The sequence below is a fragment of the Flavobacterium sangjuense genome, from assembly GCF_004797125.1.
Classification (GTDB): domain Bacteria; phylum Bacteroidota; class Bacteroidia; order Flavobacteriales; family Flavobacteriaceae; genus Flavobacterium; species Flavobacterium sangjuense.
The window spans coordinates 35243-61801 of the sequence record NZ_CP038810.1; the positions used below are offsets into that span (position 1 = coordinate 35243).

25 protein-coding genes are annotated in these 26559 nt (G+C 34.7%); 11 read left to right on the forward strand and 14 right to left on the reverse strand.

Annotated elements, in window-relative coordinates; genetic code table 11:
• Positions 1-26: 26 nt before the first annotated feature.
• From ribD to GS03_RS00160, 3 genes are read left to right on the forward strand one after another with little or no spacing between them, the layout of a single operon-like run.
• Entirely contained in the window at positions 27-1067 is a 1041-nt protein-coding gene (gene ribD, locus GS03_RS00150; protein WP_136150562.1) for a bifunctional diaminohydroxyphosphoribosylaminopyrimidine deaminase/5-amino-6-(5-phosphoribosylamino)uracil reductase RibD, read from the forward strand.
• Entirely contained in the window at positions 1060-1668 is a 609-nt protein-coding gene (locus GS03_RS00155; RefSeq protein WP_136150563.1) for an HAD family hydrolase, read from the forward strand. The genes ribD and GS03_RS00155 overlap by 8 nt, the downstream gene beginning before the upstream one ends.
• A gap of 2 nt (positions 1669-1670) precedes the next feature.
• On the forward strand, positions 1671-2288 hold the full coding sequence (locus GS03_RS00160; RefSeq protein WP_136150564.1) for an IMPACT family protein: 618 nt from the start codon (positions 1671-1673) through the stop codon (positions 2286-2288).
• On the opposite strand, the gene GS03_RS00165 is transcribed toward GS03_RS00160, so the two are convergent.
• On the reverse strand, positions 2275-2673 hold the full coding sequence (locus GS03_RS00165; RefSeq protein WP_136150565.1) for an acyl-CoA thioesterase: 399 nt from the start codon (positions 2671-2673) through the stop codon (positions 2275-2277). The two genes, GS03_RS00160 and GS03_RS00165, sit on opposite strands and share 14 nt — an antisense overlap.
• Before the next feature lie 186 nt (positions 2674-2859).
• Here GS03_RS00165 and dnaA point away from each other — a divergent pair, with 186 nt between their 5' ends.
• The 3 genes from dnaA to GS03_RS00180 are packed head-to-tail and all read left to right on the forward strand — an operon-like array spanning position 2860 to position 5516.
• Entirely contained in the window at positions 2860-4287 is a 1428-nt protein-coding gene (gene dnaA, locus GS03_RS00170) for a chromosomal replication initiator protein DnaA (RefSeq protein ID WP_136150566.1), read from the forward strand.
• A gap of 39 nt (positions 4288-4326) precedes the next feature.
• Entirely contained in the window at positions 4327-4794 is a 468-nt protein-coding gene (locus GS03_RS00175) for a low molecular weight protein-tyrosine-phosphatase (RefSeq protein WP_136150567.1), read from the forward strand.
• Positions 4791-5516, forward strand: coding sequence for an SAM-dependent methyltransferase (locus GS03_RS00180; protein ID WP_136150568.1), 726 nt, complete (start codon positions 4791-4793; stop codon positions 5514-5516). Before GS03_RS00175 ends, GS03_RS00180 begins: the two co-directional genes overlap by 4 nt.
• Here the strand turns inward: GS03_RS00180 and GS03_RS00185 are convergent, their stop codons facing one another.
• The 5 genes from GS03_RS00185 to dapF form a co-directional block, all read right to left on the reverse strand.
• A complete protein-coding gene (locus tag GS03_RS00185; protein WP_136150569.1) occupies positions 5517-6152 on the reverse strand; it encodes a peptidoglycan-binding protein LysM in 636 nt (211 codons plus the stop codon). It lies immediately after the preceding gene.
• Positions 6153-6250: 98 nt separating this feature from the next.
• Positions 6251-7168 carry a DUF2279 domain-containing protein gene (locus GS03_RS00190; RefSeq protein WP_246034102.1) on the reverse strand — a complete coding sequence of 306 codons (918 nt, stop codon included), beginning with the start codon at positions 7166-7168 and terminating at the stop codon, positions 6251-6253.
• 2 nt (positions 7169-7170) lie between these two features.
• Positions 7171-8199, reverse strand: a complete 1029-nt coding sequence (gene mltG, locus GS03_RS00195) for an endolytic transglycosylase MltG (RefSeq protein WP_136150570.1) — start codon at positions 8197-8199, stop codon at positions 7171-7173.
• Positions 8200-8205: 6 nt separating this feature from the next.
• Positions 8206-8733, reverse strand: coding sequence for a GNAT family N-acetyltransferase (locus tag GS03_RS00200; protein ID WP_136150571.1), 528 nt, complete (start codon positions 8731-8733; stop codon positions 8206-8208).
• Positions 8727-9509 (reverse strand): diaminopimelate epimerase, encoded by a 783-nt coding sequence (dapF, locus tag GS03_RS00205; RefSeq protein ID WP_136150572.1) that lies wholly within the window; start codon positions 9507-9509, stop codon positions 8727-8729. The genes GS03_RS00200 and dapF overlap by 7 nt, the downstream gene beginning before the upstream one ends.
• Before the next feature lie 133 nt (positions 9510-9642).
• Between dapF and GS03_RS00210 the strand changes: the two genes are divergently transcribed.
• From GS03_RS00210 to GS03_RS00220, 3 genes are all read left to right on the forward strand, one after another.
• Positions 9643-11031, forward strand: a complete 1389-nt coding sequence (locus GS03_RS00210) for a trypsin-like peptidase domain-containing protein (protein WP_136150573.1) — start codon at positions 9643-9645, stop codon at positions 11029-11031.
• Between the two features lie 179 nt (positions 11032-11210).
• Complete coding sequence (locus tag GS03_RS00215) at positions 11211-12659, forward strand: glyceraldehyde-3-phosphate dehydrogenase (RefSeq protein WP_136150574.1); 1449 nt, start codon at positions 11211-11213, stop codon at positions 12657-12659.
• A 148-nt stretch (positions 12660-12807) separates the two neighbouring features.
• Positions 12808-13185 carry a hypothetical protein gene (locus GS03_RS00220; RefSeq protein ID WP_136150575.1) on the forward strand — a complete coding sequence of 126 codons (378 nt, stop codon included), beginning with the start codon at positions 12808-12810 and terminating at the stop codon, positions 13183-13185.
• A 53-nt stretch (positions 13186-13238) separates the two neighbouring features.
• Here the strand turns inward: GS03_RS00220 and GS03_RS00225 are convergent, their stop codons facing one another.
• The 3 genes from GS03_RS00225 to GS03_RS00235 all read right to left on the reverse strand — a co-directional run bounded on the left by GS03_RS00225 (position 13239) and on the right by GS03_RS00235 (position 17905).
• Positions 13239-15503, reverse strand: coding sequence for an aconitate hydratase (locus tag GS03_RS00225; protein WP_136150576.1), 2265 nt, complete (start codon positions 15501-15503; stop codon positions 13239-13241).
• A 166-nt stretch (positions 15504-15669) separates the two neighbouring features.
• Positions 15670-16779 carry an acyltransferase family protein gene (locus GS03_RS00230; RefSeq protein ID WP_136150577.1) on the reverse strand — a complete coding sequence of 370 codons (1110 nt, stop codon included), beginning with the start codon at positions 16777-16779 and terminating at the stop codon, positions 15670-15672.
• A complete protein-coding gene (locus GS03_RS00235; protein WP_136150578.1) occupies positions 16769-17905 on the reverse strand; it encodes an acyltransferase family protein in 1137 nt (378 codons plus the stop codon). Before GS03_RS00235 ends, GS03_RS00230 begins: the two co-directional genes overlap by 11 nt.
• A 23-nt stretch (positions 17906-17928) precedes the next feature.
• Between GS03_RS00235 and GS03_RS00240 the strand changes: the two genes are divergently transcribed.
• Complete coding sequence (locus GS03_RS00240; protein ID WP_136150579.1) at positions 17929-19065, forward strand: hypothetical protein; 1137 nt, start codon at positions 17929-17931, stop codon at positions 19063-19065.
• On the opposite strand, the gene GS03_RS00245 is transcribed toward GS03_RS00240, so the two are convergent.
• From GS03_RS00245 to GS03_RS00265, 5 genes are read right to left on the reverse strand one after another with little or no spacing between them, the layout of a single operon-like run.
• Positions 19062-19427 carry a hypothetical protein gene (locus GS03_RS00245; protein ID WP_136150580.1) on the reverse strand — a complete coding sequence of 122 codons (366 nt, stop codon included), beginning with the start codon at positions 19425-19427 and terminating at the stop codon, positions 19062-19064. The two genes, GS03_RS00240 and GS03_RS00245, sit on opposite strands and share 4 nt — an antisense overlap.
• A 45-nt stretch (positions 19428-19472) precedes the next feature.
• Complete coding sequence (locus GS03_RS00250) at positions 19473-20426, reverse strand: AAA family ATPase (RefSeq protein WP_136150581.1); 954 nt, start codon at positions 20424-20426, stop codon at positions 19473-19475.
• A gap of 28 nt (positions 20427-20454) precedes the next feature.
• Positions 20455-21882, reverse strand: a complete 1428-nt coding sequence (locus tag GS03_RS00255; protein ID WP_136153026.1) for a peptidylprolyl isomerase — start codon at positions 21880-21882, stop codon at positions 20455-20457.
• Positions 21845-22693, reverse strand: a complete 849-nt coding sequence (locus GS03_RS00260; RefSeq protein WP_136150582.1) for a hypothetical protein — start codon at positions 22691-22693, stop codon at positions 21845-21847. The genes GS03_RS00255 and GS03_RS00260 overlap by 38 nt, the downstream gene beginning before the upstream one ends.
• A 1-nt stretch (position 22694) precedes the next feature.
• Positions 22695-24659: a peptidylprolyl isomerase gene (locus GS03_RS00265; RefSeq protein WP_136150583.1), complete on the reverse strand. Its 1965-nt coding sequence runs from the start codon at positions 24657-24659 to the stop codon at positions 22695-22697.
• Between the two features lie 241 nt (positions 24660-24900).
• Between GS03_RS00265 and GS03_RS00270 the strand changes: the two genes are divergently transcribed.
• On the forward strand, positions 24901-26490 hold the full coding sequence (locus GS03_RS00270; protein WP_136150584.1) for a peptide chain release factor 3: 1590 nt from the start codon (positions 24901-24903) through the stop codon (positions 26488-26490).
• The last annotated feature ends 69 nt before the right edge of the window (positions 26491-26559 follow it).

Sequence of the window (26559 nt, forward strand, 5' to 3'; positions counted from 1 at the left end):
TAAAAGTAATGTCTTATTTTTGTGAGGTGAAGATACACGAAAATTATATAAAACGCTGCATCCAATTAGCCAAAAATGGCTTGGGAACAACCTATCCAAACCCAATGGTTGGCAGTGTCATTGTTTATAATAATGAAATCATTGGCGAAGGCTGGCACCAAAAATCAGGCGAACCACATGCCGAAGTCAATGCGATAAACTCGGTAAAAGACAAATCATTATTGGCAAAAGCTACCATTTATGTATCTCTTGAACCGTGCAGCCATTTTGGAAAAACACCTCCGTGCTGTGATTTAATTATAAAGCATAAAATTCCAAATGTTGTGGTTGGAACCATCGATCCAAACAGTAAAGTTTCCGGTAGCGGAATTAAGCGCTTACAGGAAAACGGCGCGAATGTAACTTTCGGTGTTTTAGAAAAAGAATGCAGCGAATTGAACAAACGTTTTTTTACGTTTCATCAAAAAAACCGTCCTTATATCATATTGAAATGGGCAGAAAGTCAGGACGGATTTATTGCGCCATTAACCAAAGACAAAACAGAACCTGTATGGATATCCAATGAATTTTCAAGACAATTGGTTCATAAATGGCGGAGCGAAGAACAGGCAATTTTAGTCGGAACCAAAACCGTCTTAGATGACAATCCGAAATTGGATGTTCGGGATTGGACAGGTGAAAATCCGATTCGAATTGTTTTAGACAGAACCGGAAAAATATCGGATGCTTTTTTTGTTAAAGACGGAAAAACAAAAACCATTATCATAACCGAGCAAGAAAATTTAACATTTAGTGAAAATTGTATTTATGAAAATGCTATCTTTGATATAAAGCTAACCAAAACAATTGCCGATATTTCATATAAATATGGCATTCAATCTATACTAATTGAAGGCGGAAAACAAACGCTTCAAAGTTTTATAGACGATAATCTTTGGGATGAGGCCAGAATTTTTATTGGGAACAAGCATTTAAAAAGTGGTATAAAAGCACCTGTTTTAAATGGAAATTGCCAAGTAAAAACCATAAAAGACGACCAACTTAAACTTTTTTTCAGCCATGATTAACACTATAATTTTCGATTTTGGAGATGTTTTTATTAATCTCAGAAAAGAACATTCTATCGAAGAGTTTAAGAAGTTGGGATTGGATGGTCCAAATGAAGATTTGTTGGCACACAATGATTTATTCGAAAAAGGAAAAATAGACGAGTTACAATTCATCAATTCCTTTACAAAGTATATTCCAAACGCGAGTCTCGAAGAAATAACAAAAGCCTGGAATTCAATAATTGGCGATTTCCCTCTGGAAAGATTAGAGTTTTTACAAATGCTTTCGGGCAAATATCGTCTATTCCTTTTGACCAACACAGATTCCATTCACATTGAACGTTTTGAACATAAAGTTGGAATGTCATTTTACACCGATTTTTACCGTTGCTTTGAAAAAGTCTACTACTCTTATGAGATGGGGATGCGAAAACCGGAACCTGAAATTTTCAACGCTATAATACGAAAACATGATTTGTCTCCAAAAAGGACTTTGTTTGTAGATGATAAAAAAGACAATACCGATGCTGCAGCTGCATTGGGATTACATGTTTGGAATCTAAAAGTTGGCGAAGAAGACGTTGTCGATTTGTTTGACCAAAAGCACTTGCCCCTATAGTTTTGGAAATAAAAGATACTTTTAAAACCATTGCTTCTCCTTCGACAGAAATTCTTTTTAAAGAAAAAAACAGCAAGTTTTTTGGCTATGCCTTTCCAATTACTTCGGAAGACGAAATCAAATCCATTATAGAAAAATTACGCAAACAACATTTTGGTGCCGGTCATTTTTGTTATGCTTTTCAACTCGGCACTGATACGATTTCTTTTCGTGCCAATGATGATGGCGAACCAAGCAATTCCGCAGGAATGCCTATCTATGGGCAGATTCTGTCTTTTGGCTTAACCAATGTTTTAGTAGTTGTTGTTCGATTTTTTGGCGGCGTAAAATTGGGGGTTGGTGGCTTAATTTCAGCGTATAAAACGGCGGCACAAATGGCTTTGGAAGAGGCTGAAATCATTGAAAAGACAATAGATATTCATTTCCAAATTTCCTTTGATTATAAAAACATGAATAAAGTAATGCGAATCATCAAAGAGAAAAACTTAGAAATCATTTCGCAGCAAATGGAAGAAAGCTGCCAAATTGAAATCAGCACCCGAAAAAAAAATGCCGAAATGATTTTCGACATTTTCACCAATTTATTTGAGATTGAGATTAAAAAATTTAATCATTCATAACATCCAAAATGTATTGTGGAGGCGCAATAGGTTTTCCTGAATTTAGATCCACAAAAACTAACAAAAAATATGCAGTTGTTAACAACTCGCCACTTTCATTACGAATTTCGCAATCGAATTCTACCTTCACAGTCGTTTGACTTTTGAACTTTGTTATCACTGTAAGTAAATCATCATAACGTGCTGGTTTTTTGTAATTTAAAGTCATGGAAACTATTGGAAGTGCAATTCCGTTCTCCTCAAGTGATTTATACGAAATCCCTTTGTTTCTAAGCCATTCCACGCGTCCCATTTCAAAATAAGGCACATAATTGCCATGGTAAACAACACTCATTTGGTCGGTTTCAGAGTAACGTACTCTAACATTAATTTGATGTTCTTTCATCTGATTTTTTTGCGTTTAATCTATATTCGATTTTTTCATTACAACAATATTTTTAAAAAATCAATGCCATTTTAATTTTTTTTAACAAATTTTATTCACATATTTGTTACCCCGAAAAACATGAAAAAATTCAATGTTTTTTTATGTTAAAAACTAAATAACTAATTACATTAATTTAAACTAAATATGAGCAAAACTGCGCAATCGGTGTGGGAAAACTGTCTGCTATTTATAAAAGACAATATTCAAGAGCAAGCTTTCAAAACTTGGTTTGAACCGATTAAGTCAGTTGAACTAACTGATAACGCTTTATACATTCAGGTTCCAAGCAAATTCTTTTATGAATGGCTTGAAGAACACTATGTGAAATTACTCAAAGTAGCGTTAACTAAAGAACTTGGAAAAAACGCAAAGTTACTCTATAAAATTAAAATGGAGAACACTTACGGAAATAAACAGCCATTTACTGAACAGTTGCCAAGTGCTCACCGCAGTCCAATAAAATCACAAGATGTTGATGCTCCGTTTAAAAACCTAAATCCAGAATTAAAAAATCCTTTTGTAATTCCGGGAATTAGAAACTTAAAAATCGAGTCGCAACTTAATCCAAATTACAGCTTTGACAATTTCCTTGAAGGAGATTCTAACAGATTAGCTCGTTCTGCCGGTATGGCTGTTGCCAACAAACCTGGAGGAACATCATTCAATCCGTTATTGATTTTTGGTGGTGTTGGATTAGGAAAAACCCATTTAGCTCACGCTATTGGAGTTGAAATCAAAGATAAATATCCTGAAAAAACCGTTTTATACATTTCTGCAGAAGTATTCACGCAGCAATACATTGACTCGGTTAAGAAAAATAACAGAAACGATTTTATTCATTTCTATCAGTTGATTGATGTATTGATTATTGATGATGTTCAATTCCTTTCCGGAAAAACAGGAACGCAGGATGTATTCTTCCATATTTTCAATTACTTACATCAAAATGGAAAACAAGTAATTCTTACTTCAGACAAAGCGCCTGTTGACATGCAAGACATCGAACAACGTTTGTTGTCTCGTTTCAAATGGGGTTTATCTGCCGAATTACACCAACCGGATTATGAAACCAGAATTTCTATCTTAAAAAATATTTTGTATCGTGATGGCGTTGAAATGCCTGATGAAATTATAGAATATGTGGCTAGAAACATCAAGTCAAACGTGAGAGAATTAGAAGGTGCTATTATTTCGTTGATTGCTCAATCTTCTTTTAACAAAAAAGAAGTGACTTTAGATTTGGCCAAAAATGTAGTTGAGAAATTTGTCAAAAATGTAAAAAGAGAAATCTCAATTGAATACATTCAAAAAGTTGTTTCTGATTATTTCCAATTAGATTTGGATACTTTACAATCTAAAACCAGAAAGCGCCACGTTGTTCAGGCTCGACAATTAGCCATGTTTTTTGCAAAGAAATTTACTAAGTCTTCTTTGGCAAATATTGGTTCCCAAATTGGAGACAGAGACCACGCTACCGTTCTTCACGCATGCAAAACAGTTGACAACTTAGTTTCGACTGATAAACAATTCAAAAAATTTGTAGAAGATATTCATAAAAAATTATCGCTATAATTCCTTTTTGAGTAAGTTTGCGCTTTAGAATTATACAATATGCCCGTTAAGATTTTAATGGTTTGTTTAGGAAACATCTGCCGATCACCATTGGCAGAAGGGCTTCTTGCTGCTAAACTTCCCCCAAATAAATTTATAGTTGACTCCGCCGGGACAGGAAATTACCATATTGGTAAACAACCTGACCAGCGTTCCATTATGACAGCTCAAAAAAACGGCTTAGACATTACCAATCAAAAAGCAAGACAGTTTACAGCCAGAGATTTTGAAGAGTTTGATTATATCTATGTCATGGATAATTCGAATTATGACGATGTGATTGAATTGGCCAAAAAAGAAGAGCACAAAAAGAAAGTGCAATTAATTCTGAATGATTTGTTTCCTGGTGATAATGTAGATGTTCCCGATCCTTATTACGGATTGCAAAATGGTTTTGACATGGTTTATGAAATGCTTGATGAAACTTGCAATATTTTAGCCAAAAAACTAATCGAGAAACATCCATGAAGCCGGTTACTCTAAAAGGCAAACTCTACTTAATCCCAACTACTTTGGGAGAAATGAATCCTCATGATGTTTTACCGCAAACCGTAAAAAGAGCCATAGATTTTATAGACGACTACATCGTTGAAAATGAAAAAACAGCTCGGAAATTCATCAAATCTATTCATCCTGAAAAAGTTCAAAACAGTTTAAGAATTTCTTCTCTCAACAAACGAACAGAAGTTTCCGAATACAATGCCATGATTGCACCGTGTCTTAATGGTTTGAACATTGGTTTAATGAGCGAAGCCGGTTGTCCCGGAGTTGCTGATCCCGGAGCCGTAATTGTAAAAATTGCTCACGAAAACGGAATACAGGTTATCCCTTTAGTTGGGCCATCTTCCATCCTATTGGCGATGATGGGTTCCGGAATGAACGGTCAGAGTTTTGCCTTCAACGGTTATCTTCCAATTGACAAAGGAGATAAAAAAACAGCGTTGAAAAACTTTGAAAATCTATCGAGTTCTAAAAATCAATCTCAAATTTTTATTGAAACGCCGTATAGAAATAATAAATTATTAGAAGATTTATTGCAGATATTACAACCTAATACACATCTTTGCATTGCAACCGATATTACCTTGCCAACAGAATTTATAAAAACGTTTCGCGTGGCTGACTGGAAAAAAATAAAGGTTGACCTGCATAACAGACCAACCATTTTTATTATTCACAAAATAATGTAATTATTTTACTTTAGCGTTTTTGATAGCGCGAATTCCGGAGGTTTCAAATCCGCCAAAATCTTTCATATACGTTTTAACTGAAGTTCCGTAATCGTCTTTGCATTTTTTCTCACCATTCGAATTCAAAAATCGTTTTACCGATCCTGAACCTCCCAAATGCGCTGCTGCCAAAATCCCTGATTCGGTTATTTTAACACCATCAACTATTTTACCTTCGTAATTAGTTATATAATCCTTCAACTCATATTTATTTTTAGAAAGTAGCGCTACGAAAGCTTTTTCCTGAAGTCTTGGATTTCTCATAAAACCAACGCTATCATTAATACCAATAGATTTTAGAGTTTCTATTCCGAATTGGTATTTTCCCATATAACCTAAAGTATTTATTTTACCATATTTCCCCTGCGACTCTTTATGAGCAAGAGCTTCTTTAAAGCCAATAAAATACCTACCCGTAAATGGGACTTTTAATTTAAAATAATCTATGCTGTTTTGAGAAGGAAAAACATACGATTGTTCTTCATTTTCATCAGCAAATAAGAAGCTGCTGATTTGGGAATTGTAGGGTTTAAAACCTGAGCTTATGAAAGCTACAGTTAGTAGGATTGTTGTGTAAAAAATTCCTTTTTTTATCATTAAATGTTATTTCTCAAGCGCTGTCACCGACCTTGATATTTCCGAGTGCAAATATACAACTTATTTTATAAAATTGAATATCAAGTAGTTAAACTACGTTAAAAGTAGATAAAGTGCAGTTTTGTTCCACCTGAACCCTTGATTTCAAACGTTGGAGCCGGAATCTTGATGGAATTAAAAATTGTTAAAATTGTCTTAACAAAATGTGATTTGGTTTCAATTTTTGTCAAATCAACGTCAAGCGAGAGGTAAAATTGTCGATATCTTTTACTTTCAGGAAGAAAAACAGTGTTGGTAAATCCATCATTTCCGGTAATCATTCCTTCTGCTCCATAACCAACTGCAATGTTCAACCATTTTGGAATTTTAGCCGATTTTGCAAACGAATAAATATTAGCCGAAAGCCAATAGGTTTGTCCGTTATAATCTTTCAGAATTTGCTCCTGAACAGAACTTCCTAAAACATTTGGTCTCGCAGAAGCATACGGCGTTGTATGAAAAGAAAATTTAGGAACGATTCGCTGTTCTTTCCAAAGTAATTCCTGAGAAACATATAAGGTTGTTCCGGAAATATTAGCTGCGACATCTCCAAGAGAAGCCCCCCAATTTGCCGAATAACCATCGAAAACCTCAACCGTTGTCAAAAAAGCTAAACCTAAAGTCGAGCCGTAAATTAGTTGACTTTTTCGACTTGAGCCAGACCATTTCAAAGCATTAGCACCAAAACTTCCTAAATGATAGGCTGAAAAAACGTGCCCGGCTTTATCCATTTGAAGCCATTCGGCATTGTCATTTATAAAATGAAAATTAGAACGGGGATAATCGGCATACCAAATTTGATTCAAACCAATCAAAGCTGCTGAACCAATAACAGCTTCGGAAATGACAAGTGTTTTTAGACGCTTTTTGTTTAAAGTATCCGAAGGCTTTAGAAAATTATCAATAGAATTTTGAGCGACAGTAATTTGGCAACACCAAAAAAACAAAAGTATAACTATGCTTTTGGCTGCTTTCAAAATTATCTGTTTGTACCTTGTGCGTTCAGCCAATCAGCGTATTTCTTAGCATTCACCTGATGTTGCTCATAAGTAGACGCAAAAACATGATAGCCGAATTTTTCAACGCTTGCGCAGAAATAAATATAACCGTGTTTCTCAGCATTCAGTACTGCATCAATCGCGTCTACGTCAGGCATGGCAATTGGTCCCGGTGGCAAACCAATATTTTTATACGTATTGTAAGGCGAATTGATAAACAAATCGTTGTATAAAACACGTTTGATGATTTGGTTAAAATCATTGTCACGCAATTTCAAAGCATAAATCACTGTTGGATCAGCCTGCAAAGGCATTCCCTGATTTAATCGGTTAAGATAAACGCCTGCGATTGTTGGCCTTTCGCTTTTCTTTACCGATTCTTTATGAACAATTGATGCCACCGTAATTACCTGAACCGGAGTTAAATTCAAAGCGGTAGCTTTTGCAATTCGCTCTTTTGTCCAAAAACGATTGTATTCATACAGCATTTTATTTCTGAATTTTTCTGCGGTAATATTCCAATAGACTTCATAAGTATTTGGCAAAAACATGGCAAAAACATTGTCTTTGGTAAAACCATTTTTTTGTAAAAAAGTCGTATCGCGGAAAGTGGCTAGGAGTTTTGTAGTATCTGGTTCGATTTGAGAACTTAAGCGCTCGCAAAGATTTTCCAATCGTTCCTGGTTGTTGAAAGCCAATTTCACCGGAACATTTCTTCGCATAGCGGCAACCAATTGGAAAGCACTCATTCCTTTCTTTAGCAAAAATCGTCCGGCTTTTACATTTTCCGGATAGGAACGGCGATTGGCGATAAACTCGAAATCGTTCATGTTTTTTACCAATGGCGAAAGTATTTTTTCTACATCCTGATAGGTTGAACCTGTTGGAACTTCAACATATATTTCGTCTTTGTCAAAATTTGTATCTGAAGTGAAAAACTTGATGTAAACAATCGCTACAAAAACAAGGAAAACGATTCCTAAAATCTTGATAATTTTATTTCTATTCAAAACAATTTATTTTTTAATTAATTGAAAAACCGCTTCATCGTGAAAAGCATTATTGGTAAAATTCCAATCCTTCTTAACACCTATTCTTTGAAATCCAAATGTAGTAAAAAGCGATTCACTGACTTTATTTTCTGTTCCGATATTTGCGTACAATTGATGCAATTGCAACTGTTCAAAAGCATAATTAATCATCAAACCCAAAGCTTCTTTTCCGAAACCATTATTTCTATCGACTTCATTTTGAATGATTATTCCAATTCCGGCTCGTTTATTTTTAGCATCAAAATCGAATAAATCAATTAACCCAACAGCTTCTGAACTTCCTTTTTTACAAATAACCAATCGCAATTGCTTGGCTTCATAAATGTCCTGATGTGCATTTTCGAGATATTGCCGAATTAGGAATTTGCTGTACGGAGTTATGGTATTGCTGACTTCCCAAATGTTTTCATCATTTTCTATAGCATAGACAAACTCTAAATCTTCGGGTTCTAGCGCACGTAAATGGATATTTTGTCCTTGTAGTGTTACCATTCTATTTCTCCTTCAAAAACAAAAGTTGCAGGACCTTTTAGAAAAACATTAGTATAAGTACTTCCTTCTTTTATAAAGGAAACTTCCAGCTTTCCGCCTTCAACATCTAATTTTATATGATTGGAATTTGTTTTCCCAAGAGCATTCATCGCAATAGCTGCTGCAGTTGCTCCGGTTCCACACGAATAAGTTTCATCTTCAACACCACGCTCATAGGTTCGCAAACGAAAATGATCCTCTGAAAGTTGCTTCACAAAATTTACATTGCTTCCTGCTTTTCCATATAAGTCGGAATAACGAATAGCAGCACCAATACTTTTAACATCATAATTATCCAAATCGTTAACCAGCATTACATGATGTGGCGAGCCAGTATTCAGGAAAACATAATCGGATTCTATTTTTACTGTATCAACATCTTTCATTCCCAAAGAAATGATTCCGTTTTCAAAAACATATGCCTTATGCAAACCATCTGTTGCCAGAAAAGTAGTTTGATCATTGATAAGATTCAGGCTTTTGGCGAAAGCCACAATACAACGACCACCATTGCCGCACATCGAACTTTGATTGCCATCAGAATTGTAATAAACCATTCGGAAATCGGTTTCAATATCGTTCTCTAACAGTATTAATCCGTCAGCTCCAATTCCGAAGCGGCGGTCGCACAATTTTTCTATAAGTTTGACGTCTGTTTTCGGAAAGTTTTCTTGACGATTATCAATAAAGATAAAGTCATTTCCTGTTCCTTCGTATTTGTAAAAAGTGAATTTCATTATGTGAATTATACCCACAAATATAGCAAATATTAAGATTAACTTAAAAATTGTTAAACGAGCGTTAAACTGATATTTTGAAAAATAGAAATTTATAATTTTACTATCAAATAATTTAAAAATGTTAATGATTATGAAACGATTATCAAGTCTATTTTTGGTTTCTTTATTAAGTGGTGTAACCACACTTGGCGCTTACAAATTATTTATTGAAGGGAAAAACAATCGCGATTCGATTGTAACAACAGCGTCAAACAATTATGGCAGGAATGTTGGTTTATCCGCCGAAGGAGTTGATTTTACAGCTGCTGCGGAAAATACAGTTCACGCAGTTGTTCACGTTAAAAATGTTTCGGTAAGAACCGTTTACAATCCGATGTTGCAATGGTTTTACGGGACCAATGGCGGTCAGCAACAAGAACAAGTTGGAACAGGTTCGGGCGTTATCATTTCGGAAGATGGTTATATCGTAACCAATAATCATGTTGTAAAAGATGCTACTGAACTTGAAGTTACATTAAACAATAACAAATCATACAAAGCAAAACTTATCGGAACAGATTCTAAAATGGATATCGCGTTATTAAAAATTAATGCGGAAGAAAAATTACCTTATTCAACGTTTGCCGATTCAGATCAGGTGAAAGTTGGCGAATGGGTTTTGGCCGTTGGAAATCCGTATAATTTGACTTCAACGGTTACGGCCGGAATTGTTTCGGCGAAAGCCAGAAATTTAGAAGATAAAGGCATTCAGTCTTTTATACAAACCGATGCCGCTGTAAATCCGGGAAACTCCGGTGGTGCTTTGGTTAATACTCGTGGCGAATTAATTGGAATTAACACCATGATTTCATCTCCAACAGGAAGTTATGCTGGCTATTCTTTTGCGATTCCGTCAAATATTACAAGAAAAATCATTGAAGACATTATGGAATTTGGTAATGTACAACGTGGAATTCTTGGCGTTGAAGGAGGCGAATTGAACAGTAAAGCCTCTAAAGAATTAGGAATAAATGACACCGAAGGTTTCTATATTAACAAAGTAACTAAAAACTCAGGTGCCGAAAAAGCAGGCTTGCGAAAAGGCGACATCATCAAAAAATTAGACAGTCAACAAATCAATACTTTCTCTGAACTTTCAGGATATATCAGTACAAAACGACCAAACGATAAAGTGCAGGTAACATTCCTTAGAGACGGAGAAACTAAAACAGCATTAGTTACCTTAATCAAAAATGATGTTTTCACTACAGAATTTAAAGGATTGGAATTAGAGAATATCGATGCTTCGGATAAGAAAAAGTTCAAAATTGGATATGGTGTTCGCATCAAAGAAATCAATAACGACAATCTGAGACCATACTATGATCAATTAAAAGGAGGCATTATTCTTTCGGTTGATAATGTAAAAGCGACTGATGTGGAAAGTATTTCTAGCTTTTTAAATAAAAAAGACGAAAATCAAAATGTAAGCATCCAAATGATTAACAAAATTGGACAAGTAATTCAAGTAATTTTATAAGGTTAAAAGGTTAATATTGATTAAAACCAGTTCAAAATTTGGACTGGTTTTTTTGTTTTGTAAAAAAGTGACGAAATCGTTTTCGTAAAACACTACTATTTTATACTTTTGCGCAAAATTAAATCAGGATTCTGAAATGAATTCAGAATAAACACACAACTAAACACTTATTTATTTTTATGGACAGTAACAAGTTATACGAGAAGGAATTATCTTTTCAGGCTGACAGACGTAAAGCAGGCGTTGAATTAATTAAAATTATCAGCGATTTGTGGTATGACAAATCAATCGAATTGGTTCTTTTTAGAAATCAGCTAATCGACAGAAATGTGAGCGACATTATCAACTTTCACGAATATGCCGGAGAGTTTGTTCAAAAACCAATCAACATTTTTGATTCTGTAGAAATTGCCCGCTCAATTCTAAATTTAGACTTGCCACCATCACGAATTGATATTGGAAAATTAACTTATGAATATCATCTTGAAGACAATAAATATGATGATAGCCGTGCTTTTGTTATTGACAAATTAAGAAATGCCAAAGATTTTAAAAACCTAAAACCAAAAGATGTTGTCTTGTATGGTTTTGGTAGAATTGGTCGTTTATTAGCTCGTGAAATGATGAGCAAAATGGGCAAAGGACAACAACTTCGTCTTCGTGCTATTGTTACTCGTGACAGAAATGACGCTTCCTCTTTAGAAAAAAGAGCTTCTTTATTGCGTTATGATTCTGTTCATGGCGATTTCCAAGGTTCGGTTGAAGCTGATGCAGAAAATAATGCATTAATCATTAACGGAACTACTGTTCATGTTATCACGGCCAATGGTCCTGAAGAAATTGATTATACAAAATACGGAATTGAAGATGCTTTAGTAATTGATAACACCGGAGCTTTCACAACCGAAGAACAATTGAAACGTCATTTAACTTCAAAAGGCGTTGAAAAAGTATTATTAACGGCGCCAGGGAAAGGTGTTCCTAATATTGTTTATGGTGTAAATCATAACGATCACAACCCGGATAAAGTAGATATTTTTTCTGCGGCTTCTTGTACAACCAATGCCATTACTCCGGTTTTAAAAGTGGTTGAAGATGCACTTGGGGTTGTAAAAGGTCATATTGAAACGATTCATGCGTATACCAATGACCAAAACTTGGTAGACAATATGCACAAAAAATACCGTCGTGGTCGTGCTGCTGCTTTGAACATGGTAATTACGGAAACCGGTGCCGGAACAGCTGTTGCCAAAGCACTTCCGAGTTTAGCCGGAAAATTAACTTCGAATGCTATTCGTGTTCCTGTTCCAAATGGTTCTTTGGTTGTTATGAATTTGGAAGTTGGTAAGCAAACTACTTTTGAAGAAGTAAATTCTATTATGAAAAAGTATGCTCTTGAAGGTGAACTTGTAGAGCAAATCAGATATTCGCTGAACAACGAATTAGTTTCTTCGGATATTGTTGGTACTGCACAACCTTCTATTTATGACAGCAATGCGACAATTGTTTCAGGCGATGGAAAAAATATTGTACTATATGTTTGGTATGATAATGAATACGGATACAGTCATCAGGTGATTCGCTTGGCAAAATATATAGCAAAAGTTAGACGCTATACTTATTATTAGTAGATTATTAGTTCAGAAAAACCGTCTATTCTTCGTTGAATTGACGGTTTTTTTCGTTTAAACACAATATTTTTTAAATAATTACGTTATTGTATTAAATTAATCATTATTTTTCGCCCCTAATTTGCCCCCAAGTAACTTACAACATATGAAAAAAATATTTTTTAGCGCATTGATTATGAGCTGTTTTGCCTTCAATGAAGGTGATCCAAAAGTACAAACCTACAATTATGGTCACAACGGAATGGAGTTTGTGGCGCGTTCCGGAGAAGGAATGATTATCGTAAGCACTTACAATTCCAAAATGACAATTCGTCAAGACATTGCTTATAAAATTTATCAATTATATGCTAATGACAACTTAAAAGTTGGTCCAAAAACAACCATTTGCGGAGATGAAGCCGATGTAACCGGGAGGTGTGTTGTAACAAAGAAAGACAATCTTATTTCAGTGAACTTTTATTATGAGTTGGTTGAATGGAAATCAGGATTAAAAGAAATATATCAAAAGAAGAAAGTAGGATAAAAAAAATGCTCAACATATGTTGAGCATTTTTTTATAAATCAATCTTGAACTAATTAAGCTTTCCCCGCAGCAATAAGGTTCAGAGCAGAACCAGCCACATACCAACCAATTTGGCTGTCGTTGTATGTATGGTTTGCCAAAATTACATCTTTTGAACCATCAGCATGGACAAATTCTAAAGACAACGGTTTGCCCGGAGCAAATTCGGTTAAGTCTAAGAAATTGATAGTATCGTTCTCCTGAATTTTATCATAATCTGCTTCGTTAGCAAATGTCAACGCTAACATTCCTTGTTTCTTCAAATTCGTTTCATGAATACGTGCAAACGATTTTACCAAAACTGCTTTTACTCCCAAAAATCTTGGTTCCATTGCAGCATGCTCTCTCGAAGAACCTTCACCATAATTATGATCACCCACAACTATCGAAGGAACACCAGCCGCTTTGTAAGCTCTTGCAACAGCAGGAACAGCATCGTATGCACCGGTAATTTGGTTTTTAACTTTATTAGCTTCCTGGTTATAAGCATTCACTGCACCAATCAGCATATTATTAGAAATATTATCCAAATGCCCACGGAAACGCAACCATGGTCCAGCCATAGAGATGTGATCTGTAGTACATTTTCCAAAAGCTTTTATAAGTAATTTAGCTCCTGTAATATTTTTCCCGTCCCAGGCATCAAATGGCGCTAGCAATTGTAATCTGTCCGAAGTCGGAGAAACCGCAACCTGTACATTACTTCCATCAACTGCCGGTGCTTGAAAACCTGCATCTTCTACATCAAAACCTCTTTTTGGCAACTCATCACCATGTGGTGGATTTAGTTTTACTTCTTCCCCATTATCGTTTATTAAAAAATCAGTAATTGGATTAAAAGTCAAATCTCCCGAAATCGCCAAAGCAGCTACCATTTCAGGCGAAGTTACAAAAGCATGTGTATTTGGATTTCCATCGGCGCGTTTAGAGAAGTTTCTGTTAAACGAATGCACGATGGTATTTTTTTCCTGTTTATCAGCCCCAGCTCTATCCCATTGTCCGATACATGGACCACAAGCATTGGTAAAAACTTTGGTTCCCATTTTCTCAAAAGTAGCAATGATGCCGTCTCTTTCTATGGTATATCTGATTTGTTCCGAACCCGGATTAATTCCGAATTCTGCTTTTGGAGTGATTCCGTGAGCGACAGCTTGTTCCACAATTGATGCGGCACGTGCCATATCTTCGTAAGATGAATTGGTACAAGAACCGATTAATCCCCATTCTATTTTTAATGGCCAACCATTCGCTACAGCTTCTGCTTTCATTTTTGAAACCGGAGTTCCTCTGTCCGGTGTAAATGGTCCGTTGATGTGTGGTTCTAATTCTGATAAATTGATTTCGATAACCTGATCGAAATACTTTTCCGGATTTGCGTATACTTCAGCATCACCCGTTAAATAATCAGCTACTTTATCTGCAGCATCCACAATATCTTGTCTATCGGTCGCGGCCAAATACCTTCTCATTGAATCATCGTAACCAAAAGTTGAAGTTGTTGCTCCAATTTCGGCACCCATATTACAGATAGTTCCTTTTCCGGTACAAGACATATTGGTCGCACCTTCACCAAAGTATTCAACGATTGCCCCAGTTCCACCTTTTACGGTAAGAATGTCAGCAACTTTCAAGATTACATCTTTTGGAGCAGTCCAACCGTTTAATTTTCCGGTCAATTTTACTCCGATTAGTTTTGGAAATTTTAATTCCCATGACATGCCCGACATTACGTCTACGGCATCAGCACCTCCAACACCAATAGCTAACATTCCTAATCCACCTGCATTTACTGTGTGTGAATCGGTTCCAATCATCATCCCACCAGGAAATGCATAATTTTCTAAAACGATTTGGTGGATAATTCCTGAACCCGGTTTCCAAAAACCAATTCCGTATTTATTTGAAACTGAAGAAAGGAAATCGAAAACTTCTTTTGATTGTGAATTGGCAACAGCTAAATCGGTAGTAGCACCAACTTTTGCCTGGATTAAGTGATCACAGTGAACTGTTGTTGGAACAGCAACTGTCTTTTTTCCGGCATGCATGAATTGCAATAATGCCATTTGAGCGGTTGCGTCCTGACAAGCAACTCTATCCGGAGCAAAATCAACATAATCCTTTCCGCGAGAAAAAGCTTGTGTTGGATTTCCTTCCCATAAATGTGAGTATAAAATCTTTTCAGAAAGTGTCAATGGACGACCAACTAACTCACGCGCTTTGTCTACACGTTCTGCCATTGTTCCATAAACTTTTTTAATCATTTCAATATCAAAAGCCATAGTATATTGGGTTTAATTATTTGCAGGGCAAATTTACGAAAACGTTGTACGTCTATAAAAGTTTTTAATAAAATATATTGATTTAGAATGCTATTTTGCGAAATGATTGTTTTTGCTATGGCTTTTTTACAAATACTTTAATGAAAGTAGCATAAAATGAATATTCTTAATTCTTATCCCTTAAATTCATCATCGGTTTTTCATAAAAACGGTAAAAAAGATAGCTTACAAAAATTGTTGTCGAGAGATAAAATGCTGTTAGCAAATGAAGTTGCCCTAAAGAGGTTTTCTCTTTATCAACAAACAACATCAGCAATTGCATAATTACACTATAGTGAAGCAGGTAAATAGAATAGGAAATCTTACTGATAAATTCAATTGGCCGTTTTAGTATTGCAATTGAAGTTTCCATTTGAGAAAATAGCGGGACGAAAAATGCAATAGAAAAAGAAGCTAACGGAAGATAGACTACATTCCAAACAACAGGAAAAGTTTCGGGTAGAATTCGTAAAATCCCCATTCCGAAATACATAAACATCATAATTAAACCGCCAATAAATGCCAATGAAAATTTGAACTTACTCCAGTTTTTTTGATAATTAATACTAATCCAACTGCATAAAACTCCCATAAAAATAGCATCTAATCTATAAATCATTACCGATTTCAGGGAAACATTCCATTCGTCAAGCGTGGTAGTTTGTGTATTGATTTGATAGGCGATTTTAAAACCAATAAATAACGCTATCAGTGATAATACGATTACTAAAAAGAAACCGTTTTTATTTTTAGGTTTAAATAAAAATGAGAATACTAAAAGTGAAATCGGCAAAACTAGATAAGCCCATTCTTCAACAGATAAACTCCACGATTCCGGAAAGAAAGTTGACATTTTGGAGAAACCATTTTGGAGAAAAACAAAATACAATCCGAGTTTAGGCATCGAATATCCTAAAGAAGCTGTAATTATTATATTGATAATCAGTATTAGAAAATAGTTGGGTAAGGTTCTAAACCATCTTCTTTTTAAGAAATACAAAGCGCTTTTTATCGTGTAATCATCCTTGATGTAAATGCCGTATAATATTCTTCCAATCAAAAAACCACTTAAGACAAAGAAAAATTCAACACCCAAAAATCCGAATAGCGCGAAAAGCTGTCTAATTATTCCGTCGTCCGGATTGTAAATCCAAAGTATATGCGAACACAAAACCATACAAATCGCCATGGCACGCATTAAATCTAATCCAAAAACTCTGGGGTTATTATTTGTCATTCAACTTTAAATTTTTAGCTCTGAATTGGTTAATCGGTTTTTCGAAATAGGTGTAAAAAAGATAACTCAACGCTACCGTAATTGACACATAGAATATAGCAAAAATATTCAATTGCCATAAACCGAAATCAGTAGTGTCGATAAAATATTTCATCAGAAAAAGTACAATACTATAATGCACTAAATAAATGGAATAAGCGATATTACAAATAAAAGTAATGCTGTTTCCAATGCTTTTTGATGGTGTTTCCCAACTCAATAAAAACGGAACAAACATACAAATAGCTATGGAAAGCAATGGCAAACATAAAATATTCCAAAACCAGGAAGCATTGGTTAACCTTAATTTAAATACCATGATGCACAAAAACAATAGTATGAAAATTAAAATTCCAACTGCAAAAAACAGCTTTCGTTTTGATATCATAATTTCATTATAGTTCTGATAAAAATAACCCAAGAGTACTCCGATTAAAACCGAATCAATTCTATAAATCACAACCGCACGAATATCAAAACTCCATTTTGTCAATGACAAATTAGTGGAATAAATATCATAATATAATTTTAGCAGCAGCGTAAAGGCGATAAGCCCGACAACCACCGTTAAAAATAAAACCTGCTTGGATGCTTTAGTGAATGACTTTGATATAGCTAACAATAAAATGACCGCTAAAATGTATCCCATTTCTTTGACGGGCAAACTCCAGGATTCAGGGAAAAAAGCCGGAAGAGGCGAGCTAAAATTTTGTATTAGTAAAGGATATTTCCATACTTCGGAAACAGAAAAACCAAACAACAAATAAATAATGGTGATTATGAGAATGACCAAATAGTAACTTGGCAAAACACGCATCAATCTTCTGGAGACAAATAAACCGGCATCTTTTAGGCTGTAATTTTCATGAAGAAATTGTTTGTAAAGTATTCCTCCAATTAAAAATCCGCTAAGGACAATGAACAATTCGACACCCAAAAAACCGCTTGCATCCTGCAATTTGCCAAGTATTCCGGTAGAATTATAAATCCATGACGAATGCGAAAACAATAGCAAGCTTATAGAAAGTGCCCGTAAAAAGTCGAGGCCAAAAAATCTTTTTACAGCTAATTGTTTTTTATCGTTCATATAAAAATGTAAATTTGACAACCATGAGAAAATCAAAGATATATAAAATTTTAGGAGTTCTAATTTTGTTAGCGATTCTTGGTGGCGGAATTTGGTATTGGCAATTGCCTACGCGTCACAAAGCCATTGCAAAATCTTTTTTGTTTGAAAAATTGGGCATCGTAAATCCAATTTGGAAGGTTGAAAACAAATCTGAAACCTATAAAATGATTTCGCCTGAGTTTTATATTGATGGCATTTACAAATCGATGGAAGGTCCGAAAGCATCTAATTATGTACAACTTTCGCAGGATTCGACTTTGCTTTGGTTGACTGGATTTCATGTCAAAGCAATTGACAATAAACAGTTTCAACCAATTTCTAATGATTTTGTATGCCACACCAATGTCGATTTTAATGATGTGAAATATTATAGTTCTTTTCATTTAAACAAAAGAATTGGCAAGCAATATCCGCGATTGACCTCACTTTCGCATGGCATGGAAAATTTCAGTTTTCCTGCAGGTTATGGTGTTCCGATGAAAGGAAATGAATTCTTATATGTAACGACGCAATCTTTAAATCACAATCTTCCTGATGCTAATTTTTGGATGCGCCATGAAGTGGACATCAACTATTCGCGAGAGAAAAATTTGAAACCATTGATGAGCAGAACGGCTTTTATCATGCTTCCGTTTAACGAATCAAACCCCTATAAATCGCCTTTAGACCCGGGCACAAATCAATGTATTCCGGTTGAAACCAAGAACCATACGTATGATGATGGGAAAGGAAATAAACTTTCCGGTCATTGGGTAATTCCAGTTGGAAAAAACACTTATAGAAGTTCGGTAAACAATCAATTGGGAATTCAGGATAGTTTGCGCTTGCATGCGGCAGCGATTCACGTTCATCCGTTTGCAACCAAAATTTCATTGTATGACAAAACGGAACGCAAAGCTATTTTCAGCAGTAAAATTGTGAATCACACGGGAAAAATTGGCTTAACAAGTATCGATCCTTTTTCTTCTGTAGAAGGCATTTGGCTGTACAAAAATCATGATTATGAAATTGTATTGGATGTCGACAACACAACCCAAATCAGTCAGGACATGATGGGAAGTATGTTTTTGTTTTTCTACGACAAAGAGTTGGATAACTTACTTCAAAAACAACATTAAAATCTAGCTGGAAAAACCTTTGGGAAATATTTATAAAACATCAGCACAGCTGAACCCATAGCTAAAAAGCAGAAACCCAATCCAAATGCAAGCAATTTGAGTGCTCCTTCTGAGATTAATGTTGGGAAATCTCTAAATTCAGAAATGACGGCTAAAACCATGTATAGCGAAAACAATGAAATAAACCATGCTAACAAAAAGCCTACATACTTGTTCTTAAAATATATTTGAAGCAAGAGCATTGCAAATACAATAAAGGCATAGGGATTAAAATGATTGGTTCCGATATAATTTTCCAGAAACCAATAAGCGCTTAATGCTACAAGAATAAATTCAGGTAAATCAAGTATGTATTTTTTCATAATCTGAATGTTTATCAAACAGATAACGAAAATAAAATAATATTATTACAGTAATTTATCAATAATCATTTCCTCGGTAATTCCTTCGGCGTCAGCTTTGTAGTTTTTGATAATTCTGTGACGCAGAATTCCGGTTGCAACCGCTTTTACATCTTCAATATCCGGTGAAAATTTTCCGTTGAAAGCGGCATTGGCTTTGGCAGCCAAAATCAAATTCTGAGATGCTCTTGGTCCTGCACCCCAATCCAAATAATTTTTAATATAATCGTTAGACAACGGATTGTTCGGACGCGTTTTACTTACCAAAGTAACGGCATATTCAATCACATTATCTGCTACCGGAATTCTACGAACCAAGTGCTGAAAATCGATGATTTCCTGTGCGGAAAACAAAGGATTAATTACCGGTTTGTTATCCGATGTAGTACTTTTTACTACATCAACTTCTTCAGAAAACGATGGATAATCCAACTTGATAGCAAACATAAAACGGTCTAATTGTGCTTCAGGTAAAGGATAAGTTCCTTCCTGCTCAATTGGGTTTTGGGTTGCTAAAACAAAGTATGGTAAATCTAATTTATAATTCTGACCTGCAATGGTTACCGAACGTTCCTGCATGGCTTCCAGTAAAGCAGCCTGCGTTTTTGGAGGCGTTCTGTTAATCTCATCGGCCAAAATAATGTTGGCGAATATTGGTCCTTTGATGAATTTAAAACTACGGCTTTCGTCCAAAATTTCACTTCCCAAAATATCCGAAGGCATCAAATCGGGAGTGAACTGTATTCTTTTAAAATCTAATCCTAATGCTTGTGAAATCGTATTCACCATCAAGGTTTTTGCCAAGCCGGGAACACCAACTAAAAGCGCGTGTCCACCCGAAAATATGCTCAACAATATTTGATCAATGACATCGTCCTGACCAACAATTATCTTGGCAATTTCTTTTTTAAGTTCCGTTCTTTTCTGAACTAAATTTTGAATGGCTGCAACGTCTGACATTTGATTTTAGATTTATAAGATTTACAATTTATTTTTTCAACCAATTGTTAGTGAACGTACAATCTTTATACTCACCATTTATTTTGATATAGGTTTCCATAATTTTTTCATCTGTCCATTTGGCAATGGCTTTGATTTGTTTTTCTTTTAGTGCCAAATCTTTGATTTTCACATAATCTCTTGCATAATCCGCTGTATGCTGATCAATTCTGTCAGTCACAGTGATGATTTTATATTTTTTTCCGGTTCTTTGGTCGTCATCTAAAATTGGTGCTGTTATCGCTTTATCTTTCAAATTAGAAACTTCGCTATACAAACTCGGATCCATTTTGGTTAATTCAAAATGCGTGTCTTGTGTTTTAGGATTAATCAAAACACCGCCATTAGCGCGTGTCTCTTTTTCATCAGACATTGTTCTTGCGGCATCCGCAAAAGTAATTTCACCGTTTTCGATTTTTCTTTTTATCGTAATGATTTTTTCTTTGGCATCTTTCAAAGCCTGGTCAGAAACTTTTGGCATCATCAGGATATGTCTTAATTCGACTTCCTGTCCTTTAATTTTTTCAACCATAATGATATGATAGCCAAATTCTGTTTCAAATGGTTCAGAGATTTCTCCTTCTCCCAATGAAAAAGCAACATCTTTAAACTCTTTTACGAATTGGGTTTTTCTGTTGATTTTATAAAAACCACCACTCGATGCTGAACCTCTATCGTCAGAATAGATAACAGCTCTTGTCTTGAAACTTGAACCGGCCAACACTTCAGCTTTGATTTCTTTTAATCTGTTGACTACTCTTTGTTTTTCTTCTTCCGTAATCTTTGGAGATACAACAATTTGCGCTACTTCCATTTCGGCACCAAAAACAGGCAAGTCATTCTGAGGGATTGCTTTGAAGAAATTGCGTGTTTCTTCCGGAGTAATTTCAACACCTTCAATAATTTTCTTCTGCATTTCTCCGGCTAATTTATTCATTTTAATGATGTCGAATAATTCTGTTCTGAATTCGTCTTCACTACTTTTTTTGAAATACTGAACGACTTTATCCATTGAACCCAATTGCTCAACCATATAGCTAACCTGCTCATTTAATTTTTCTTTGATTTCTTCATCTCTGATGATGATACTATCCTGAACTGCCTGATGAGCATACAATTTATCTTCCAATAATTTGCCTAACATTTGACAACGTGTAATATCTTTTATAGAATTCCCCTGACTTGACAACTCCAAAAAAGATTTATCAATATCAGAGTCAAGTATAATATAATCACCTACTGTTGCTATAACGCCATCAATTTTTTGCTTTTTAAAAGACGTTGATAAAGGTTTCGGTTTTATTGAATCTTTAATAATTTCCTGTGCATTGGCAAAGCCTACTGAGCAAAGAATTGCAATAATTGCTATGGTAAGTTTGCTATTTGTATATTTCATAATCATTGTTTTTAATGGCATCATTGGTGATATCCTTTTCAAATTTTTTAATCAATTCTAATTTTCTTTTGTTCAACAGAACTTCTTTCAACGTTGGTTTACTATACTCAAATGGTAAAATTTGATTTTTATCTAATACGTTTGTTACTTTAATCAGATACGTATCATCATTACTCTGAATTTGCATCTTTTTTCCCGGGCGAATTATTTCATCCCTATTTTCGGGTGTTATCACAGGCAGCTTCACATACACCTGGCTCATGTCAACCCAAACACTATCATTCATTGCAAAACTCTTGCATTGTAAAGCATAAGTATCCCAAAACTTTTTATCCTTTTTAGAATAATTAAAGAACTTATTTTTTATGATTTCAAAACGCGGATTTTCTCTTGAAAGATTGACATATCGCAATCGAACTAATGTTCCGTTGGCTTTGAAATTTTCCTTATTCTCTTCGTAATATTTTTTTAACTCTTCCTGACTTACAACTGTATCAACAGTATTTTTTACTACTTCTTCAATATAAGCACTGGTATATAAATCAATTTTATACTGTTTAATTAGTGCATTATACTCTCTTTTTTTAGCATCGCTGAGATTTCTCTCTGCAGCTTCAATCAGCAATTTTTGACTTGCCCAACGATCAATAAAATCACGAACCAAAAGCAAACTGTCTTCTTTTGAAGTTCCGGCAGGAACTAATTTTGCAATATCGCTTTTGTACAAATAATTTTTCCCTACTCTTGCAATTGACTGAGATTTTTGTTCTGGTTTGAAATAATTACACGAACAAACCATTAAAAAAATTAGGAAAAAACTATTGCGAATCATTTTATTGATTAAGCTGTTTCTTTATGCGATCAAAAGCTGCTTGGTTGACAGTTATGGTGAATTCCTTCTTTAAATCGGACACCCAACTTTGCTCCAGGTATTGCTGATATTCATTGATAAGTTTTCCTTTGGATTCCTCTAAGGTTTTAACTCCTGCTGGTATTACTTTATCCACTTTGGTGACAAAATAATATTCTCCTTCTTTAAAAACATCTGAAACACCAATATTGTACTTCATTGTTTTGGGCAAACCATCACTTCCTTCTTCAAAAGTACCGCTATTGGTCATTACGTTAATTACATTATTAACATTCAGTTTGTCTTTAATATCTTGTGGTTTCTCATTTTTCTTTAAAAATGCTTGTGCTTTCTTAATCATGTCTTGTTTAGTCGATGAAGCAATTGTCACCTCAACTCTTTTCTTCCACATGTGCTCCATTTTATGCTCATCATAAAATTTTTGCAAACCAATAGTGTCAGTTTTAGCACGATCCCAAATTTCTTTTTCCATTAAGTCAAAAAGCAATAATCCGTCACGATATTCTTCCATAACGTTAGCAAAATCAGGAAACTCCGTTTCCAAATTTTCATCGTAGTAAGCGGTTAATTGTTCGTCCAAAAATTTATCAAACAAAGTGTCAGCTAACTTTGACAACGGCTTTACTTTTATACCTGCTTTTTGTTGTTTGTCTATAAAATCAAGGAATGCTTTTCCATCTATTTTCTTATCATTAATCGTTAATAAAGCAGCCGTGTAATCATTCGCGTTTGCAGGAAGCGCCCATTTTGCCTCATAAAAATCGTTGGTAACCAATTTTGAAATCAATCCAAACTGTTTAGCATCTTTTTTATAGGTATATTTTTTTCTGAGTTTTTCATTTAAAGAAGCTGTGATTTTTTTAGATCTATCGTCTCTGCCGATTTTAGCTTCTAACTCATTTTTCATTTCATCCAATGATTTTACCGGATGCTTTTCTATCAACTTAACAATATGCCACCCGAAAGCTGAACTAAATGGTTTTGAAATGTCTTTAGGATTGGCAAGAGAAAAAGCAACATTCTCAAATTCTTCAGAACTCAATTGTCCTGAACTAAATTTATTCAACACGCCACCTTTTGAAGCAGAGGATTTATCTTCTGAGAATTGTTCGGCTAAATCTTCAAACTTTTCTCCCTGTTGAATTTTTTGATAAATTTCGTTGATGGTTTTTTCAGCATCTTTTTCAGTTTCTTCCGGTTTTGGTTTTAAAATCATAATATGAGCCACCGTAATTTCACCACGATTTGCTCTTATATCATTAATTTTCAGGATATGATATCCAAAACGAGTTCTGACAATTTTAGAGACTTTTCCTTTTTGCGTTTTGTAAGCTGCATTTTCAAATGGGTAAACCATTCTGAAAGCTGAGAAATAACCCAAATCTCCTTTATTTTCTTTAGCAGATGGATCTTCCGAATACTGAACGGCTAAGTTTCCAAAGTCTTCCCCGGCCATAGCTTTTTTACTGATATCTTCAATTTTTTTATAGGCCTTCAAAGTGTCTTCAGGCGAAGCATTTTCATCTACTAAAATAAGAATATGTGAAGCTCTGATTTCTTTTTGAAGTCGGTTGTATCCTTCTTCTACAAGTTCCTGAGTAATTTTTGTGTCGTTAAAATAGTTTTTGGCTAATTGTGCTCTGTATGATTTTAACTCATTTTTATATTGTGCTCCATCCTGCAAATTAAGCTTATAAGCTTTGTTTACTTTTAACTTATATCCGATAAATAGTTCTAAATATTGATTTAAATCTTTTTGAGAATCATCTTTTACCAAATCTAAATTCTTCTTGTAAATTCTGGAAAACTCGTCTGTATAATAAGGTTTATCATCGATTGTAAACAAAACTTCCTTCGTGTTATTTTGGGCATTCCCTGCAAATGACAGTAAAAAGAACAACCCTAAAAAAAACTGTTTTATATTCATGCTATAAAAAATTTATATACTAAAAACTATTAAATCCTGTGTTTTATAACTTCCAAAAATTACTTTAGGAAAGCACCGTAACAATCAACAAAAATAACAATTCAAACACATTATACAACTATCGCGACTAGTATTAACAAAATTTTATTAACACGAAAAAACTATAGAAAGATTTGAAATATAAACGATGCGGAAATAATCAGTAAATAATAGTATTTTTGCAACCAATTTATCAAAAATCATGAGTTTTTTAAAAGAGATAGAACGCCGCAGAACCTTTGGAATTATTTCGCATCCCGATGCCGGAAAAACCACGCTGACAGAGAAATTATTACTATTTGGTGGTGCTATTCAGGAAGCCGGAGCGGTTAAGAATAATAAAATCAAAAAAGGAGCCACTTCCGATTTTATGGAAATTGAGCGTCAAAGAGGAATTTCGGTATCGACTTCGGTTTTGGCATTTAATTATCAAGGTAAAAAAATCAATATACTAGATACACCGGGACACAAGGATTTTGCCGAAGACACGTTTAGGACACTGACTGCTGTTGATAGTGTTATTGTGGTAATTGACGTTGCCAAAGGTGTTGAGGAACAAACTGAAAAATTAGTTGCCGTTTGTAGAATGCGTCATATTCCGATTATTGTTTTTATCAATAAATTGGATAGAGAAGGAAAAGATGCCTTTGATTTGATGGATGAAGTAGAGCAGAAATTGGGATTGAGCGTAACGCCTTTGAGTTTCCCAATTGGAATGGGTTATGATTTTCAGGGGATTTATAATATTTGGGAACAGAACATTAATTTGTTTAGTGGTGATAGCCGCAAAAATATCGAAGATACCATTGCATTCTCTGATATTGAAAGTCCGGAACTGGAAAAAATTATTGGTGAAAAACCAGCGGTTAAACTGCGTGACGAACTGGAATTGATTTCAGAAGTGTATCCGGCATTTGACAGAGAGCAATACCTTGCCGGAAATTTGCAACCTGTATTTTTTGGTTCCGCTTTGAATAATTTTGGCGTTAGGGAATTGCTGGATTGCTTTGTTGAAATTGCTCCGGCACCGAGACCAAAGGAATCTGAAACACGTTTGGTGAAACCTGAAGAACAAAAGATGGCTGGCTTTGTGTTTAAAATCCATGCTAATATGGACCCTAAACATAGAGACAGATTGGCTTTCGTAAAAATTGTTTCTGGAACTTTTGAACGAAACAAACCCTATTTACATGTTCGTCAGGGAAAAAATTTAAAGTTCTCTAGCCCAAATGCTTTCTTTGCTGAGAAAAAAGAAATTGTCGACATCTCGTATCCGGGAGACATTGTAGGTTTACATGATACCGGGAATTTTAAAATTGGCGACACCTTAACCGAAGGTGAAATAATGAGTTTCAAAGGAATTCCGAGTTTTTCACCGGAACATTTTAGATACATCAATAATGCTGACCCATTAAAGGCAAAACAACTGGACAAAGGAATTGACCAGTTAATGGATGAAGGAGTAGCGCAATTGTTCACCTTGGAAATGAATAACAGAAAAGTAATTGGAACAGTTGGTGCGCTTCAATACGAAGTTATTCAATACCGATTGGAACATGAATATGGTGCTAAATGTAGTTATGAAACTTTTCCGGTACACAAAGCGTGTTGGGTAAAACCCGATGACCCAAAAGGTGAAGAATTTAAAGAGTTCAAAAGGATTAAGCAAAAATTCTTAGCTCATGATAAATATGGTCAATTAGTGTTTTTAGCGGATTCTGAATTCACCATACAGATGACCCAAAGCAAATTTCCATCTGTAAAATTATTCTTCACTTCTGAATTTGATTAATTAACTTTAATATAGCATTTAATTTTTTTACTTTTAAAAATGATTACTATATTTACAACTTGTTTATAA

Bases quoted from the DNA above. Each gene is read 5' to 3' on its own strand.
- GS03_RS00180 (WP_136150568.1), top strand. From the start codon at position 4,791: ATGAAGCCGGTTACTCTAAAAGGCAAACTCTACTTAATCCCAACTACT.
- dnaA (WP_136150566.1), top strand. From the start codon at position 2,860: ATGAGCAAAACTGCGCAATCGGTGTGGGAAAACTGTCTGCTATTTATA.
- GS03_RS00215 (WP_136150574.1), top strand. From the start codon at position 11,211: ATGGACAGTAACAAGTTATACGAGAAGGAATTATCTTTTCAGGCTGAC.
- GS03_RS00185 (WP_136150569.1), bottom strand. From the start codon at position 6,152: ATGATAAAAAAAGGAATTTTTTACACAACAATCCTACTAACTGTAGCT.
- GS03_RS00235 (WP_136150578.1), bottom strand. From the start codon at position 17,905: ATGAACGATAAAAAACAATTAGCTGTAAAAAGATTTTTTGGCCTCGAC.
- GS03_RS00220 (WP_136150575.1), top strand. From the start codon at position 12,808: ATGAAAAAAATATTTTTTAGCGCATTGATTATGAGCTGTTTTGCCTTC.
- GS03_RS00175 (WP_136150567.1), top strand. From the start codon at position 4,327: ATGCCCGTTAAGATTTTAATGGTTTGTTTAGGAAACATCTGCCGATCA.
- GS03_RS00260 (WP_136150582.1), bottom strand. From the start codon at position 22,693: ATGATTCGCAATAGTTTTTTCCTAATTTTTTTAATGGTTTGTTCGTGT.
- GS03_RS00265 (WP_136150583.1), bottom strand. From the start codon at position 24,659: ATGAATATAAAACAGTTTTTTTTAGGGTTGTTCTTTTTACTGTCATTT.
- GS03_RS00270 (WP_136150584.1), top strand. From the start codon at position 24,901: ATGAGTTTTTTAAAAGAGATAGAACGCCGCAGAACCTTTGGAATTATT.
- GS03_RS00210 (WP_136150573.1), top strand. From the start codon at position 9,643: ATGAAACGATTATCAAGTCTATTTTTGGTTTCTTTATTAAGTGGTGTA.
- GS03_RS00240 (WP_136150579.1), top strand. From the start codon at position 17,929: ATGAGAAAATCAAAGATATATAAAATTTTAGGAGTTCTAATTTTGTTA.
- dapF (WP_136150572.1), bottom strand. From the start codon at position 9,509: ATGAAATTCACTTTTTACAAATACGAAGGAACAGGAAATGACTTTATC.
- GS03_RS00255 (WP_136153026.1), bottom strand. From the start codon at position 21,882: ATGCCATTAAAAACAATGATTATGAAATATACAAATAGCAAACTTACC.
- GS03_RS00155 (WP_136150563.1), top strand. From the start codon at position 1,060: ATGATTAACACTATAATTTTCGATTTTGGAGATGTTTTTATTAATCTC.
- GS03_RS00225 (WP_136150576.1), bottom strand. From the start codon at position 15,503: ATGGCTTTTGATATTGAAATGATTAAAAAAGTTTATGGAACAATGGCA.
- GS03_RS00200 (WP_136150571.1), bottom strand. From the start codon at position 8,733: ATGGTAACACTACAAGGACAAAATATCCATTTACGTGCGCTAGAACCC.
- GS03_RS00245 (WP_136150580.1), bottom strand. From the start codon at position 19,427: ATGAAAAAATACATACTTGATTTACCTGAATTTATTCTTGTAGCATTA.
- GS03_RS00250 (WP_136150581.1), bottom strand. From the start codon at position 20,426: ATGTCAGACGTTGCAGCCATTCAAAATTTAGTTCAGAAAAGAACGGAA.
- GS03_RS00165 (WP_136150565.1), bottom strand. From the start codon at position 2,673: ATGAAAGAACATCAAATTAATGTTAGAGTACGTTACTCTGAAACCGAC.
- GS03_RS00230 (WP_136150577.1), bottom strand. From the start codon at position 16,779: ATGACAAATAATAACCCCAGAGTTTTTGGATTAGATTTAATGCGTGCC.